The sequence below is a fragment of the Halalkalibacter hemicellulosilyticusJCM 9152 genome (genome assembly GCF_000513115.1).
Lineage (GTDB): Bacteria > Bacillota > Bacilli > Bacillales > Bacillaceae_D > Halalkalibacter > Halalkalibacter hemicellulosilyticus.
Window position 1 is genome coordinate 55,754 of the sequence record NZ_BAUU01000014.1, and the last position, 17,172, is coordinate 72,925.

Annotated in this window: 16 protein-coding genes; 15 read left to right on the forward strand and 1 reads right to left on the reverse strand. The window is 37.1% G+C overall.

Annotated elements, in window-relative coordinates:
- Positions 1-151 precede the first annotated feature (151 nt).
- From JCM9152_RS23670 to kduI, 13 genes are all read left to right on the forward strand, one after another.
- Positions 152-934, forward strand: a complete 783-nt coding sequence (locus tag JCM9152_RS23670) for a DUF2264 domain-containing protein (protein ID WP_052015832.1) — start codon at positions 152-154, stop codon at positions 932-934.
- Positions 935-969: 35 nt separating this feature from the next.
- The gene (locus tag JCM9152_RS23675; protein WP_052015834.1) at positions 970-2,019 is read left to right on the forward strand and encodes a DUF2264 C-terminal domain-containing protein; all 1,050 of its coding nucleotides are present in this window, start codon (positions 970-972) and stop codon (positions 2,017-2,019) included.
- Positions 2,020-2,282: 263 nt separating this feature from the next.
- Positions 2,283-3,635, forward strand: a complete 1,353-nt coding sequence (locus JCM9152_RS10375; RefSeq protein WP_035343918.1) for an ABC transporter substrate-binding protein — start codon at positions 2,283-2,285, stop codon at positions 3,633-3,635.
- Between the two features lie 57 nt (positions 3,636-3,692).
- Complete coding sequence (locus tag JCM9152_RS10380) at positions 3,693-4,667, forward strand: carbohydrate ABC transporter permease (protein WP_162831722.1); 975 nt, start codon at positions 3,693-3,695, stop codon at positions 4,665-4,667.
- A gap of 2 nt (positions 4,668-4,669) precedes the next feature.
- A complete protein-coding gene (locus JCM9152_RS10385) occupies positions 4,670-5,512 on the forward strand; it encodes a carbohydrate ABC transporter permease (RefSeq protein WP_035343920.1) in 843 nt (280 codons plus the stop codon).
- A 107-nt stretch (positions 5,513-5,619) separates the two neighbouring features.
- Positions 5,620-6,648, forward strand: coding sequence for a glycoside hydrolase family 88/105 protein (locus JCM9152_RS10390; RefSeq protein WP_035343922.1), 1,029 nt, complete (start codon positions 5,620-5,622; stop codon positions 6,646-6,648).
- Positions 6,649-7,010: 362 nt separating this feature from the next.
- Entirely contained in the window at positions 7,011-7,538 is a 528-nt protein-coding gene (locus JCM9152_RS10395; protein ID WP_035343925.1) for a YesL family protein, read from the forward strand.
- 98 nt (positions 7,539-7,636) lie between these two features.
- Positions 7,637-9,370: a sensor histidine kinase gene (locus JCM9152_RS10400; RefSeq protein ID WP_035343927.1), complete on the forward strand. Its 1,734-nt coding sequence runs from the start codon at positions 7,637-7,639 to the stop codon at positions 9,368-9,370.
- 13 nt (positions 9,371-9,383) lie between these two features.
- A complete protein-coding gene (locus JCM9152_RS10405) occupies positions 9,384-10,988 on the forward strand; it encodes a response regulator transcription factor (protein ID WP_052015836.1) in 1,605 nt (534 codons plus the stop codon).
- Between the two features lie 26 nt (positions 10,989-11,014).
- A complete protein-coding gene (locus JCM9152_RS10410) occupies positions 11,015-11,380 on the forward strand; it encodes a sensory rhodopsin transducer (protein ID WP_035343931.1) in 366 nt (121 codons plus the stop codon).
- A 332-nt stretch (positions 11,381-11,712) separates the two neighbouring features.
- Entirely contained in the window at positions 11,713-12,474 is a 762-nt protein-coding gene (locus JCM9152_RS10415; RefSeq protein WP_035343933.1) for a DeoR/GlpR family DNA-binding transcription regulator, read from the forward strand.
- Between the two features lie 107 nt (positions 12,475-12,581).
- A complete protein-coding gene (kduD, locus tag JCM9152_RS10420; RefSeq protein WP_035343935.1) occupies positions 12,582-13,340 on the forward strand; it encodes a 2-dehydro-3-deoxy-D-gluconate 5-dehydrogenase KduD in 759 nt (252 codons plus the stop codon).
- A 30-nt stretch (positions 13,341-13,370) separates the two neighbouring features.
- Positions 13,371-14,201: a 5-dehydro-4-deoxy-D-glucuronate isomerase gene (gene kduI, locus JCM9152_RS10425; protein ID WP_035343937.1), complete on the forward strand. Its 831-nt coding sequence runs from the start codon at positions 13,371-13,373 to the stop codon at positions 14,199-14,201.
- Positions 14,202-14,438: 237 nt separating this feature from the next.
- Here kduI and JCM9152_RS10430 read toward each other — a convergent pair whose 3' ends face one another.
- A complete protein-coding gene (locus tag JCM9152_RS10430; protein WP_035343939.1) occupies positions 14,439-15,419 on the reverse strand; it encodes a LacI family DNA-binding transcriptional regulator in 981 nt (326 codons plus the stop codon).
- A 107-nt stretch (positions 15,420-15,526) separates the two neighbouring features.
- Between JCM9152_RS10430 and JCM9152_RS10435 the strand changes: the two genes are divergently transcribed.
- On the forward strand, positions 15,527-16,471 hold the full coding sequence (locus tag JCM9152_RS10435) for a bile acid:sodium symporter family protein (RefSeq protein WP_035343941.1): 945 nt from the start codon (positions 15,527-15,529) through the stop codon (positions 16,469-16,471).
- Positions 16,472-16,566: 95 nt separating this feature from the next.
- Positions 16,567-17,058, forward strand: a complete 492-nt coding sequence (locus tag JCM9152_RS10440) for an acyl-CoA thioesterase (protein WP_035343943.1) — start codon at positions 16,567-16,569, stop codon at positions 17,056-17,058.
- Positions 17,059-17,172 lie beyond the last annotated feature (114 nt).

The window sequence follows — 17,172 nt, forward strand, 5'->3', positions numbered from 1 at the left end:
CAATGAAGCCAACATTTCCTAACCCATTATTAACTTCTGAAAAAAGTAAAAAACTAGTTGACGTTAGAATGTTCAATCCTATAAGATTGAACAAATGAAATGGGTTTCATAGTTGATAACTATCTATATTACGTAAATGGAGGAATGATTGATGAGAAAATTCCCTTTAGCCATCCATGATAACTCACTTAAAACGAGAGTTGATATTCAACAAGCAGTCAAGCAATTATGTGAACCTTTAATGGAGAAATGTAGTCCAGACTTTGCGCATGTTCATATAGGAAACACAGGCGCAAGCTATTCTCAATCAACAGCACTTATGGAAGGGTTTTCAAGGCCTTTGTGGGGGATTGCACCTTTAGTAGCTGGGGGAGGAGAGTATGAGCATTGGGATTCCATTCTCCAAGGTATTAAAAATGGAACAAATCCTGATCATGAAGAATTTTGGGGATGTATTACTGATTACGATCAAAAAATTGTAGAAATGGCTGCTTATGGGTTAACATTAGCAATCACACCAGAAAATTTATACGATCCATTAAATGAGGGAGAAAAAAGAAACCTTGTGAATTGGCTTTCACAAATTCATTCGTATAAAGCTCATGATTGTAATTGGCTTCTCTTTTTAGTTGTTGTAAACCTTGGTTTGAAAAGGATAGGAGTATCGTATGACGAAAATCAGATGGAGCGGCATTTAGATCGAATAGAAGACTATTATCTTCATAACGGCTGGTATTCCGATGGTGTCGGTGGTCATTGTGACTATTATACTTCATTTGCAATCCATTATTATTGTTTGCTCTATGCGAAATGGATGGAGAAGGAAGATCCTACACGTTCACATAAGTATAAAGAAAGAGCTCGTTTATTTGCAAAAGATTTTATTCATTGGTTTTCGAATGACGCTCTGCCATCCCTTATGGTCGTAGTTTAACGTATCGGTTTGCTCAAGTATCGTTTTGGAGTGCTATGGTCTTTGCAGAGGTCGATGCGTTTTCGATTAATGTGATGAAAGGGATCATCCTTAGGCACATACGGTGGTGGTTAGATCAGCCGATTTTACTTGCAGATGGAACGTTAAGTATTGGATATACATACCCGAATTTAATTATGGCGGAGAACTACAATTCTCCTGGCTCACCATATTGGGGTTTGAAAGCCTTTTTAATTTTAGCACTTGATCAGGACCATCTCTTTTGGAAGGCTGAGGAACAATCTCTTCCACGTTTAAAGCAAACATTATTACAAAGATCAGCACACTTAACGATTTGTCGCCAAGATGAAGTAGGTCACGTATTAGCGTTTAATAGTGGCCATCACTCAACAAATGAACATACACACACTTCTGCTAAATATGAAAAATTTGTTTATTCCAACCATTTTGGATTTAGCGTACCGAGAGCCGAGTGGGGATTAGGACAAGGGGCATTTGACTCTATGCTTGCAGTAAGTGAAAGGGATAACCTTTATCGAGTAAAAAGAAAGAGCGAAGAATGGGTACTTGAAGAAAATTATATCTATACGAAATGGAAGCCTTGGGACGATGTTGTCATAAAAACGTGGCTCGTTGTAGGAGCACCTTGGCACCTTCGTATTCATGTGATAAATAGTAATAGGGATATTGATGTTGCTGATGGTGGTTTTGCATTAGGAAAACCATTTGAACCTTATGGGGAAGAACAGATAACTATTGAAGAAAGCCGCAATGAAGTATTAGCCAAAACGACATTAGGATGGAGTGGGATCAAACATTTGAGTGGAAATGGCCACACAACACTTGTGCATCCTCATTCTAATACGAATGTAATAAATTCACGTACCGTTATTCCAACTGCGATAGCACAATGTGGAAAAGGATACAGTATGTTTATTAATGCCGTATACGGGGAACCAAAATCAACCGAAGACAGCTGGGAAGAAGTACCGGTCGTTGAGACAAAAGAAAATGTTATTTTTGTTTATAGTGCTAGACGTGAGAAGCTATTATTTGAATTAGATGTATCAAGTCATTTGTTATGATAATTAAATTTGAGTTATAAGAAAAGTCGACAAAGCGCTAACCTTTGTCGACTTTTCGATATTTTTGAAAGAAAGGATTTTTCATCATACGACCAAACAATAAGAAAATTAAAGTTGAATTTAGTTTGTAAACTGGTCATCATTGTTCCTAAATTTTGTTGATTTTCAAAATATATTTAACGTTTGTTATCTATCATCTCATAAAATAAGTCTCTATAATAGTTGATGTAAGCACTTACAATATTGAAATAGGGGGTAACAAAATGAAGATGAAAATGTCGAAATTCCTATTGTTAATGATCTTGGCGATGTTACTTGTTGTCGTTGGATGTAGCTCTGACACTGGTGGCGATGACGCTAGTGATGGAGGTGCAGAGGAAGCGCCAGCAGATGACGGCGATGAATCAGCAGCAAATGACGGTGAACAAGGAGATGTGACGATTCGAGTTGCTTGGTGGGGGGGACAAGAGCGCCACGATATGACACTTGAAGCGATTGATCTATTTGAAGAAGAGTATCCTCATATTTCGGTAGAGCCTGAGTATACAGGATGGGACGGATATTGGGAGCGATTAAATACACAAGCGGCTGGTTCTAACTTACCTGACGTTATTAATATGGATAATTCACAATTAAATGAGTATATTAGTCGAGATTTATTAGTCGATTTAGCACCATTTATTGCAGATGGAACGATTAATTTAGATGACGTAGATGATGTTTACCAAGAGATTAATCATGATGGCGATCGAGTATTAGCGGTTTCTCTAGGAGCAAACGCACTAGCAACGATTTACAATCGTGATATGTTTGAAGAACATGGAATTACACTTGAGCCTGGTTATACGTATGAAGAAATGGTTGATGCCATGCTTGAAATTGCAGCAAACGCTGATGGAGATTTTTACGGTTTTGATTTAGCAAATGCAGAATTTGAAATGTTCTTTACGTATGCGCGCCAACATGGACAATCTGTCTTTAATGAAGAAGGTACTGGACTTGGATTTGAGGAAGAGGTGTTAGTCGATTTCTTCACACTTATTCAAGATATGGTCAATGAAGGGGCAGCACCATCACATGATATTACGATGGATTATATTGATGGTGGAAATGCAATGCTAGCTGACAATTCAGCTGCTATGCAAATGGCTGCAAGTAATCAAATCATCGGTGTTTCTCAAACAACTGATGCTGACTTAGGGTTAACGATATTACCATCTCTTGAAGGAGGGCAACACGGAAATTGGATTCGTCCAAGCATGTCATTTTCCATTTCGTCACATTCTCAAGAACAAGAAGCAGCAGCGTTATTTATTGATTTCTTTACAAATAGTTTAGAAGCGAATGAAATTTTGCAAGCTGATCGAGGTGTACCAATTTCTTCAGCAGTACGCGATCATTTAGCGCCAATGGTTGAGGGGCCTGTTCAAGAGACATTTGAATTTTTAGAGCTTGTAGCAGATTATACAAGTCCTGCAGATCCATTATCTCCTCCAGGAGAAACTGAAGTTCGTGGTTCATTCTTACGTGTAGTCGAAACATTGAAATACGATCGAATTACACCTGAGGAAGCAGCCGTACAATTTATGCAAGAAGCTGAGAATGTATTGAATTAAAGGAAGTGGGGAGGGCTCGTTCCTTTTTGAGCGCTCCTTTTTCTTAAAAGAGGAGGTATGAGCGATCATGCTAAGCCTGAAGAAGTAACAAAGGTACAGCTAAGCTCAAATGAGCTGGACGAGCATACGAAAAAACTAGAAAAAAGAAAAGCTTTAAAAAACACATTAACAGGTTATGCGATTATTTCTCCTTGGTTAATCGGGTTTATTGTTTTAATTTTAGGACCAATGATCGTTTCTCTCTATTTATCATTCACTAATTATGATTTACTTTCAAGTCCGGATTGGATTGGCATTCAAAATTATATGAACGTTTTAACTAGTGATCCGCGTTTTCGCACATCATTGGAAGTGACCTTTATTTTTGTATTTGTATCGGTTCCGTTAAAATTAATTTTTGCTCTCTTGCTTGCGATGCTATTTAATACTGGTCGAAAAGGGACAGGATTGTTTACAACGATTTATTATATACCGTCGATTATTGGAGGAAGTGTTGCTATTGCGGTTGTTTGGAGGCAATTATTTGGTCGCAATGGTGCAATTAATGAGTTTGTTCAATCGTTAGGTTTTGTAGGGACAAACTGGATCGGTAATCCAGATACAGCGCTATCTGTGCTCATTATACTCGTTGTTTGGCAATTCGGTTCACCGTTAATTATTTTCTTAGCAGGCTTAAGACAAATACCTCAAGAGCTTTATGAGGCAGCGAGTGTCGATGGAGCTAATTCGTTTGTTCGCTTTTGGAAAATAACACTTCCAATGTTAACACCTGTAATTTTCTTTAATTTAGTAATGCAAACGATCGGTGGGTTTATGACATTTACACAAGCTTATCTCATCACAAACGGGGGACCGATGGATTCAACCTTGTTCTATGCATTATATTTATATGAAGTAGCATTTGAATATTTACGAATGGGTTATGCATCTGCAATGGCGTGGATTCTGTTAGTTGTGATTGGGATAATTACGGTCATTTTATTTCAAACGTCTAAATATTGGGTTTATTATGAATCGGAAGGAGGACGTTAATCATGGAAAATAAGCGTCTTCTAAAAGATGTCATCTATTATGTCTTTGTTACTGCCTTTGGTTTTTTAATGATCTACCCCATTTTGTGGATGTTTGCAAGTTCATTAAAACCGGCAGAGGAAATTTTCAACAATGCCATTTCGCTTCTTCCTAGTGTGTTTATGTGGGAGAACTATCCAATAGGGTGGGAAGGATTTGGTCGAACAGGATTTGATGTGTTCTTTCGAAACTCAGCGATTGTTACATCACTTGTTGTAGTTGGTGCTATTTGTTCTAGTAGTATCGTCGCATATGGGTTTGCGAGGCTGAACTTTAAATTCAAAGGGGTTTTATTTGCTTGTTTGATGGGGACGATTATGTTGCCAATGCAAGTAACGATGATTCCTCAATACGTGATGTTTCATAATATTGGATGGGTTAATACGTTTTATCCGCTCATTGTACCAGCCTTTTTAGGAGGAACACCATTTTTCATATTCCTCTTAATTCAGTTTATCCGTGGTATTCCAAGAGAATTGGATGAAGCAGCAATTGTCGATGGTTGCTCAACATTTGGTGTTTTCTGGAGAATTATTTTGCCGTTGCTTAAACCGGCGCTCGTTACAGTTGCGTTATTTGCCTTTATGTGGACTTGGGATGATTTCTTAGCTCCATTAATATATTTAAATAGTGCTGATTTGCATACGGTCACAATCGGATTACGGAATTTTATGGATGCCGATGGTAATACAAACTGGGGACCTTTACTTGCCATGAGCTCACTATCATTAGTTCCACAATTTATTTTATTCGCTTTTTTCCAGAAGTATTTAGTTCAAGGAATAGCGACGACAGGCTTGAAATAAAAAGAGATGTGTGTAAGTTGGAAGGATACTAGGAGAAACGGAGGGTGGTTGGAACTTGAAACGAGTGTTCATCCACCTTAATAAGACGTTTATTAGGAGGGGTTATGGTGCCACAATTGAGTTTTGATGAACAGCACGTAAAAGAGGTTATTGATCGAATCGTTGATCGTACGTTTAAAATGGATTTTAGTTGGGATTGGCCTGGTGGTGTGGCTTTTTATGGAGTAACAGAAGCATATGAAGTAACGGGAGAAGAAAAATACATTGATTTAGTTAAAGAGTGGATCGATGAAGAGTTAGAGGATGGTCTTCCTAAATTAACGGTCAATGCATCGTCGATCGGTCATATTTTATTGACATTATACGAGGTGAAAAAGGAAGATAAATATTTAGAGGTAGCTACAGAAATGGCCGAATATCTTGTAAACGATGCAGAACGTTTTGATGATGATATTTTGCAGCATACTGTAAATGGAGAGAAATATCAATTTCCTGAGCAAGCATGGGTGGATACGATGTTTATGGCCGGTTATTTCTTGTTACGAATTGGGAAATTATTAGATCGAAACGATTATTTTGAATTTGGATTAAAACAGTATCATGGTCATGAGAACTTTTTACAATCAGATGATACGGACCTATATTATCATGGATGGGATAATATAGCAGGAAACAATATGTCGAGTATTTTTTGGGCGAGAGGGAATAGTTGGGCTGCTATTACGATGGCAAGAGCACTTGAACTTGTTGAAGTTCAGCACCCTTCTTATATGATAATTGACGGATCGCTTCGAGATCAGCAAAGTGCGCTTGTTCGTTTACAAGCAGATAATGGATTATGGCATACGATTGTCCAAGATCCTACTTCGCCGTATGAGGTTTCTGGAAGTGCAGGAATTGCAGCGTCTTTGCTAGTGAGAGGGAAGCTTTATAATAAATATATTCAGAAATCAATAGATGGTCTATTACAGAAGGTTAAGGAAGATGGATCGGTATTAAATGTATCAGCAGGTACGGCTGTTATGAATGATGCACAAGGCTACAAAGATGTTCCAGATAAACGTGTCCAAGGCTGGGGACAAGGTCTTGCTCTTGTATTTTTTGCTTCACTTCTAAAACATCGAAATATAAATTAATATAAGAAAGACGCGACAGGATCTTTTCTATAAAGCGGAGTGCGGAGCCGCCGTTCTCCTTTGAGTTTGCCAACATCAGCTTTTTCCACATTTTAAATTCTTATTTTAGAATCTGTGACAACAGACTTTTGCTAGGTCTGTTGTTTTTTTATAGTAATTTAACATTTTTTATCTTTGTATATTCGACAATATCCAGTATACTTACTGTAAGCGATTACAACTTTATAAGCGAGGAGTTGCTAGTCTATGAACGTTTCAGGGTTTTCAAGTGGATTTAATACGTTCTTTGAATGGTTAATGAGACTGGCTCTACTAAATGCGTTATGGATTCTATTTACGATTTTAGGGTTAGGTATATTCGGGTGGCTCCTGCGACAGTTGCGATGTTTGCTGTTTTACGTCGTCGGTTATTGCATGAAGAAGACTTTTCTTTAATGAAAAGATTCATATATCACTACAAAAAGGATTTTTGGAAGGCTAATATGATTGGGTTAATGCTGCTTTTAGGTGTGATAACGTTATTTGTGAGCACACAATTGCTTGCATTTATGACAGGGTTTGAATTGACGGTTTTTGGTGTAGTTGTGTCGATTTTTGCTGTACTATTTATCGTAATGGCTCTGTTCATATTCCCTGTATATGTACATTACGATATACCTTTAAATAAATGCCTTCATTATTCATTAATGATCGGGATTGCACATGTGCATTATTGTCTTTTTCTCTTATTTGGAATGGCGATCATCGCTGTTTTGCTTTATGCATTCCCAGGGTTGCTCATATTCTATGGGATTAGTTTTGTTATTTCACTCGTATGCGTTGTTTCTTTAAATGCCTTTGCAAAAATGGAGGAAAGACAAGCCCACCAACAGGTACAGGTGAATTATTAGACGTATGAGCATATAAGTATGATGTTTTTCTGTTACTACGATTGATATATACGATTTTAAATCTTTCATTGGTGCTTTTGGGCTGGGGGAATAGCTCGATGTTATTAAAAAAATATCGAATTCGTCAATTATTGTTCGGGAGTTTCTTTTTATTCATTGTTCTGTTATTGTTCATTATTATTTATGTCAGTTATCAGTATTCCGTATCAGGACTTTTGCAAACGACAAATGAGTATCAAGAAAGCCAACTGAAATTAATGAGTGATGATTTAACGAGTAAAATAGGGACGTTTGAGGATTATTCTGTTGTTCTATCAAGGCAAAAAAACTTTCGTGACATGTTAGCTGATCAACATTGGTTTACAAGTTCAACGTCACCAGTTACACAGGACTTTTCAAATATTATTTATAGTATTCCAGCTATTCATTCAATTGAAATTTATTTAACATCACCACCAATAGATAATATTCAATACCCTGTACGATATCACGATTTGAGTGTAATAGAAGATGAAAGTTGGTACACATCTATTCAAGATATTAGTTCAGCATGGCTAGGGCCACGACAAGTTGAGATGGTAGGTGGCGAAACTTCTGTTATAAGCTACGGCAGAAAAATTAATACATCGCGTGGTGAACTCCAATCTGTCATCATTATTAATTTAGATCCATATACCGTTCAAGGCTGGTTGTTCGGTTATAGTGAAGGAGGACGAATCTCTCTATTAAATCAAAATGGAGTAACATTGGCGAGTACAAGTGAAATCGAATTAGATGAAAAGGTATACTCAAAACTAGAAAAAGCAAAGGAAGAAATGGATGAAGGTGAAGCAACATTTCAAATTCGCCATGATGGTCAATATATTGTTGCAACTTCGATTAAACCGGTTAATTGGACCCTTATGGAAATGACTCCATATGAACAAATTATTGCGCCAAGTAGAGAGATGATGAAGTTTTTAATTTTAATCGGTGTTTTTGCATTACTCATTGCGTTTGTTTATACACTACTGTTAACGAGGAGCTTTACGAAGCCTATCTTACACTTGGCTAATGTAATGAAGCGTTATGAAGTGACTCAGCCGATTCCGAGATTTCCGAAAGATTATAATAATGAATTTGGGCAGTTGTTTAATGGGTTTCAAGATTTGATGAACCGCTCTAAAGTCCTTTACGAATCATTGGATGAACAAAATAAAAGGCAACGTGAGGCTGAAATTAAAGCACTTCAAGCAAATATTAATCCTCATTTTCTCTATAATACGTTAGACCAATTGAATTGGATAGCGATTGAGCGTGGCGATCATGACATGAGCAAAATGCTCGAATTATTAGGAAAGATGTTAAGGATAGGCCTTTCAAAAGGGGCTAGTATTATTACAATTGAAAATGAATTAAATTATTTAGAGTATTATTTACAATTGCAAAAAATCCAACTAGAAGATCAACTAGATTATGAAATGAATGTGAGTGACCAAGTCCGTTACTACTTAATACCAAAATTAACGCTTCAACCATTTGTTGAAAATGCCATTATTCACGGTTTTCAAGATGGTCGAAAAGGGTACATTACTATCGATATTCAAGAGCACGACGATCATATTACCTTACAAATTGTAGATAATGGAATAGGGCTTGTAAATAAGCCGGTAAAGCATGAAAGGTTACCTACTGGAGGATATGGCATACGAAATGTTCGTGAGAGACTAGATGTGTATTATGGTGATGAGGCGAATGTTTTTGTTAAGAACCGTGATCAAGGTGGTGTGATTGTTACGATTCAATTACCTAAACAAAAGGATGAAGATGGTCAAATACATGGAACATCATAAAGGGGGTCTTTATATGTGGCAAGTGGTCATTATTGATGACGATCAAAAGGTTTTAAGAGGGATGAAAAAAGTGATTCCTTGGGAGCGCTTAAATTGTCAGTGGGCTGGTGAAGCCAAAAATGGTCAGGATGGTAAAGATCTAATAAGACGTGTGAAGCCAGATATCGTGATTACAGATATTTATATGCCTATCTTAAATGGGTTAGAAATGATCCAAGAATTAAAAGAGGATTGCTTGCATAGTAAAGTCATTATTTTAAGCGGTTACAATGATTTTGAATATGCAAGACAAGCAATGAGGCTCAATGTTGCCGACTATTTGTCTAAACCAGCTTCCTTAGATACGATAACAGAAGTGTTAGAAAGAATGATCAATCAATTGCAACATGAGAGAACTGAGCAAAAGCAAATGGAGGAATTAGAGAATAAGGTAGTCGTTTATGAATCTTTAGTTGAAAAAGAATGGGTTAAATCGGTTGTTACAGGTACAGCGAATGTGTTAAGTGTTCCGAAAAGCATTCAACATTATATCGCAAAATGGAAGTATAAAAACCATGCCGTTCTAGCTATAACGTATGATGAACCGTTGCAAAATACGTCATTCTATCATTCGGATTGGAATTTATTTCGGTTTGCGTGTAACAATATCATTAATGATCTAATGGAAGAAACATTTAGTGATTTCCAATATTTCGAAGTTCATTTGTTTCAAGGGATTCTAACGATTCATAGTGAACAAGATTCAGAATTGTTTATGGACAGCTTACACAATATAGCCCAAAAAATCGAAAATAGTATTCAGTCTTTTCTGCAAGTGAAGGTGAATGTAAGCATTGGTTCTATTCTATCTAATTGGGAGCAGCTACAAGACTCAATGAAAGCTGCACTAGAACGTACAGTCATACCGACTTCTGTATCACCATTAAGTGAAAAAGCAATTGTCACGAATGCACTATGGACAAATGGTATGGAGGTTAGCCAAAAGCTTTCTGAAGCGATTCGACATGCTGATGAAACAGCAGCCCGTCATGTTATTTTATCATTTTTTGAAAAGCTTAAAGATCAACCTTATCATCAAGCTGCTGCAGTAAGACTTGGGATTGAAATGTGGACCATAATGACGTATTCATTACATGATATTGGAATGAATTTATCGGAAATTTTGCCCGAAAATAAAGATTTAATCTATGAATTATCAGTGTTAACAAATTGGACTGAGCTACAGCAATTTATAGAGAAAAAAACAAAACAAATTTGTATCCATCAAAGCTGGGATGAAAATAAGAAACATAGGCAGTTAGTTGAACAAATTGTTGAGTATGTAAATGAACATTTAAGTGAGAACATTACGTTACAAGATATTGCGAATGAATTGTATATTTCTCGTAATTATCTTGGACAAATTTTTAAAAATATTGTAGGGGAATCATTTAAAAATTATATTACTCGAATACGGATGGAGAGGGCCAAGAAAATGCTTCAAGAGGGAAATTATTTAATCTATGAAGTATCTGAGAAGGTTGGATTTGGAAACCCTGCTTACTTCACGACAACGTTTAAAAAATTTACTGGTTTAACACCTACTGACTTAATTCAAAGAAGACCCGTTAATCAATAAAGTTTTAATAGAAAGGAAGATTTAACATGCAAAAGGGCGAAACGATATGGTATATTCCGGACGGATATATTCCTCCAGAGAGTACAAATGATTTATTGAGCCATGAATCGATTTGTGTTTTAAACTGCCAGGAGAGAAAGGCACAATTAGCCATAACGATTTATTTCGAGGATCGTCCACCATTAGAGAAAATCGCTTACGAAGTACCAGCAAAACGGACAAAGCATATTCGAACTAGTGAACTATCATTAGACGGTGAGAAAATTCCAGTAGGCGTACCTTATGCGATAGAAGTCGAAAGTGATGAACCGATTATCGTTCAATACAGCCGACTTGATTCAACTCAACCAGAACTAGCGCTTATGTCGACTATCGCTTATGCTTTAAAATAATAAGAAAAAATCACTTATGATCGTGTTCATGAGTGATTTTTTTGAATGAAGCAACGATTTTTTTACATAAAAAGCATTTATATAATTTGCGGAAGACAAGATGGGAAAAGTATAGAGGGGTGTTGGCAAACTCAAAAGAGCGAGAAGGCTTCGCGCGTTACACATTTTTCTGAAAGAACCCCATTTTTAGAAAAAGTGAAAACCGCTGTAACGACTCCGCACGTCACTTTAAAGAAAAGACGCTGTCACGTTTTTTATTTTGTGTTTACAAATGTTCATTTACGTTCGATAATAGAAAGATCAAAATAGTTTTGTTATCGATGGAGGATTTTATGCATTCAGTAGAACGATTTGAAGCGATATTACATGAATTAGAAAAAAAGAAAATTGTAAAAGTATCTGAACTAAGCCAATTGTTAGGAGTAACAGAAAAGACGATTCGAATTGATTTGGTCGCGTTAGAGGAAAAAGGATTGTTAAAACGAATTCATGGTGGAGCGGTATTGCATGAGGAAAGTGGAAGTCTTTTTCCTATTAAAGAAAGAAAATCTAAATATAATGAACGGAAATTGAATTTGTCAGAGGCTGCACTTACATTAATCAAACCGAATGAAACGATATTATTAGATGGAGGATCGACAACTCGTCAGTTAGCAAATCTGTTAGGGGATTTTCCAGTTACGGTCATTACAAATGATATTACAATCGCGTATGAATTAATGAATAAAGAGCTAGTCCAATTAATGGTATTAGGCGGAACTCGTATTGGAACATCAAGCTCCTTGTTTGGTGTTCAAGCGTCTGATCTCCTTAAACGTATTCGTGTTAACCGTTTGTTCATAGGGGCAACAGGAGTTTCAATCGAACATGGTCTTACTGTACTTAATAGCTTCCATATTGAATGGAAAAGGCAAATCTTACAATGTGCAGATCAAGTGACATTAGTGGCGGATTCAACAAAGTTCGAAAAGGTTGGATTAATTCAATTTGCTCAAATAAATGATGTAAATGAAATTGTAACAGATCATCAATTGGATGTTCATATTAGAAAAGAAATTGAGCAGTTAGGCGTTTCTGTATTAGTAGGTAATTAAGGGCGTTTGTTTTTCTTTTAAGTTGAACTCTTGTGAAGTAGGTGATATAATCGAACTGTAACGAACATAAATGAACGTTTCGACGTTCGGTATTGGGAGGTTTTGGTATGGTGCAAACGTCCTTCTCTTTAAATGGAAAAATAGCTCTATTAACAGGAGCTAGCCGCGGACTGGGACAAGGCATGGCTGTTGGATTAGCTGAAGCTGGAGCAGATGTAATCGGTGCGGGGATTAGTGATATGTCTGATACTCGTCGCCAAATCGAGGCATTAGGTCGGTCATTTTATGAGATTAAGGCTGATTTAAGTCAAGAAGGTGCAGCCGTGCAATTGGTTGATGACGCTTTGAAAAAGGTAGGTAAGATTGATATTTTGGTTAATAATGCGGGTATTATACGTCGAAATGAATCGGAACAGTTTTCTGATGAGGATTGGGATGCGGTCATTAACGTAAATTTAAACTCTGTTTTTCGACTAACACGTGAGGTTGGAAAGCAAATGATTAAGCAAGGTTCTGGAAAAATTATTAACATAGCTTCAATGCTATCTTTTCAAGGTGGTTTAAGAGTTCCTGCGTATACAGCAAGTAAGCATGCGGTTGCTGGCTTAACAAAGTCATTGGCAAATGAATGGGTAAGCAAAGGTATTAATGTAAACGCTATCGCTCCTGGTTATATGGCGACAGACAACACAGAGGCACTTCGTAACGATGAAGTTCGAAATGCTTATATTACATCACGAATACCAAAGGGCGAGTGGGGAACACCTGCTGATTTAAAAGGGCCTGTAGTCTTTTTGGCTTCTGATGCGTCAAGTTATGTAAATGGTCATGTACTTTGTGTTGATGGTGGTTGGATGAGTTCTTAATCTATTAAAATTTGAAAGGAGAAATAAATGATGGAAATTAGATATGCAGCAAACCCAACGGATACAAAAAAATATACAACTGAAAAATTAAGAGAAGAATTTTTGATTGAATCATTATTTGAAGAGGGGAAGATCAATTTATTTTATTCACATCATGATCGTGTTGTTATTGGAGGTGCGATTCCTACTGGTGAAGAACTGAAATTAGATGCTGGGGATGCACTACGTACAGACTATTTCCTTGAGAGACGAGAAGTAGGGATTGTTAATATAGGACCTAATGGAACGGTTACGGTTGACGGACAAACATATGATTTAAAAAAGCGTGATTGCTTATATGTCGGTTTAGGAAATAAAGAAGTAACATTATCAAGTGAGGATGCCTCGAATCCAGCTCGATTTTATTTAGTCTCATCACCTGCACATAAACAGTACCCAACGAAGGTTCTTCCTATCGCTGATGCTGAGCCGACAAAGCTGGGATCTGATAGTGAATCAAATAATCGTACAATTTATAAGTACATTCATGGTGATGGGTTACAAAGCTGTCAGTTAATGATGGGAATGACGCTCCTTGAGCCTAATAATATGTGGAATACGATGCCAGCTCACGTGCACGATCGGCGCATGGAGGTTTATTTATATTTCGACATGGAGGAAGAGTCGCGAGTCTTCCACTTCATGGGAGAACCAAGCGAAACACGTCATTTAGTCGTAAAAAATGAACAAGCCATTATTTCACCACCATGGTCAATCCACTCAGGTGTTGGCACAAATAACTATACGTTTATTTGGGCAATGGCTGGAGAAAATTATACATTTAAAGATATGGACTTCGTTAAAATGGAAGATCTGAAGTAGTTGTAAAAAATGAAGGGGATAAACGAAAATAACCATCCATCTGAAAAAAATTCATGATGGATGGTTATTTGACGTTTCTAATGATGTGACGTAGGAAAAGATGCATCTTGGCATAATGCACCTAAACGCGTCTGCAGATACGTGCCCCCATCCGAGTAGCGTCGGATTTTTCCATTCTATTGGAAAAAGTTTATTTTCTATGTCGCGCTGACAACACCCCGTTTTTTTTGTCCTAGTTTAGATCTTTCTCGTCGATTCATTTATATTAATTTCAGGTTCTAAAACAACGGAATGAGTAGGTTCTTTACTCTCGATCATCGTTAAGACACACTTCGTAATTTCGCTTGCAATTCGGGAAATGGGAACCCCGACTGTCGTTAATTCGATATGTAAGTCCTCTGATTGTGGAATGTTATCATAGCTAACAAGAGAAAAATCTTTCGGTACATCATACTCAAACTCATTAGCCGCACGTAAAATCCCACGTGTTAAATCATAACTACCGCTAATAACAGCAGAAATGTTTCTTTGTCTTTCAAATAGTTGCTTTGCTGCCATATAACCATCGTGTAGCTCTAATCCGTTTGTCGGGATTACGAGCTTCTCTATTTCTGATTTCTCATTTATACCCATACTTTCAAGAAACCCGATTAATTTTGCGCGCTGCAATGTGTTTTCTTTTGATTGGTCACCGATAAATGCAATATGTTCATGACCTAACTCCTTGAGGTGTGTAACAGCAAGTTTGATCGCATATTGTCGATTCACATCAATTGTCGGAGCATCTTTCCAGGTTTGGACGCCGTAGTGTAAAATCGGAACCGTTGATGCTAGTGATAACTCTTGAACGTTATCATGTTCGCCAAAGACAATAATCGCATCTACTTGGAAGCGATTAAAGGTTGCAATCGCTTGGTTGACTTTATTAATGGACAGTAAAGTTGTGTATGAATGTTCTTCGAGTAGCTCATTTAATTTCGTGATTAAGATGGAAGGAGCAACACGTTCAACTGTAGGCCATATGACCCCTACTGTATAGGATTTTTTTTGTACTAAGCTTCGTGCTGCAGCGTTTGGCTGATAACCTAATTGTTCAGCAATTTCTTTAATCTTTATTTTAGTTGGATTTTTTACTAAGGGACTATTTCTTAAAGCCTTTGATACGGTTGAATAGCTCACTCCGGCTTTTTTTGCAATGTCTTTTATCGTTACGCTCATGAAATCCTCCATTATTGAAAACGTTGTTATATTTACTAATTATAACAGAATAGAGTATGATTGATAAGATGTTGTTCTATAGTTGTTAATCAGATAGGTGTGAGAAAATGTTGAAACAAATAAATTCTTTCTTGGAGAAGAGAATGCTTTACTTGACACCAATAGCAGTATTGATTGGGCTTATATGTACAAGTTGGCTACAAATGTTGATCATGCTTGTTCCTTGGGTTTTTGCCTATATTACATTTGTTAGTAGTATCGGCATTAACATAACTCAATTAAAAAAGTCATTTACTCGTCCGCTACCAATCCTATTAGCACTGTCCATTTTACAAATTATTATGCCGTTAATCGCTTTTAGTCTTGGTCATCTATTATTTTCTCATGATCTATATACGTTAGTCGGAATCATCATTGCATTTATTATTCCGACAGGTGTTATTAGTTTAATGTGGGTATCGATTTATAAAGGAGATTTATCCATTACCTTATTAATTGTTTTAATGAATACGCTCTTGTCGCCAATTCTCGTACCACTCTCCTTACAAGTTTTTGTTGGGGCAAATATTGAAATGAACACATGGGAAATCATGCCAAGTCTATTTTGGATGATTGTTGTCCCTTCTTTGTTAGGGATCGTTCTGAGTGAGTTCTCTTTAGAGAAGGGGAGGGAAATAAAAAGCTATTTATCTCCCTTTTCAAAAATAGGTTTATTAGTTGTTATAGCTGTTAATAGCTCAGTTGCTGCACCGGCCTTTCAATTAAGCTGGCATTTAGTTAAAGTTGGAATTAGTGTCTTAGTGTTAGCGATGCTTGGGTATTTAATGGGTGTTATTTTGGCGCAATGGGCTCGTCTTAGCGATAAAGTAACGATTAGTCTTTTATTTAATAGTGGAATGCGTAATATTAGTGTCGGAGCAACGATAGCGATTTTGTATTTTCCAGCACAAGTTTCGGTTCCAATTGTCATTGGGACATTATTCCAGCAGACGTTAGCTGCTCTTTCCGGGAAGCTGCTAAGTCTTTTTTTACAACGAAGTAATGGACTTTAGCATGTTAATGGATCTGATTTAGGCAACTTGTACATATCTATAGTATGATAAAAAGCATAGGAGCAAGAGAGTATATTATTGAAGTAGGTGATTGGATGAAAGGAAAGAAAGCGTCACAATCAAAGGCTGTAATGACAGATCTTGTTTTACCTCCGGATACGAATTTTTTAGGTTCTATATTTGGTGGTAATGTTATGGCGTACATTGATAAAGTCGCTTGTATTTGTGCTATGCGACATGCTCGCTCAATGGTTGTTACAGCATCTAGTGACAGCTTGGATTTTATCTCGCCGATTCACGCTGGTGAAGCGATTTGTTTGGAAGGCTTTGTTACATATACACATAAAACATCGATGGAAGTCTATGTGAAAGTGGAAGCCGAGAATTTATTGACGGGAGAGAGGCGGTTAACAGCTACATCTTATTTAACATTTGTCGCTTTAGATGAGTCTGGAAAGCCTGCGGTTGTTCCACCGGTTATACCGGAAACGGAAGAAGAGAAGTGGCAATACAATGGAGCTCTTGAGCGTCATAAGTTACGACAACAACGGCGTGAGGAACGAAAGCAAAGGGAGAAGGAAGAGTAAGGGGATGGCTAGAGGCTAGGACATAACGAAAGGATTTAGCTGAGAATTCAAACATGACGAGAACGTAGTGAATGAAATATATGTAGACTCCCGCGTGATGAAAAGAAGGCACAG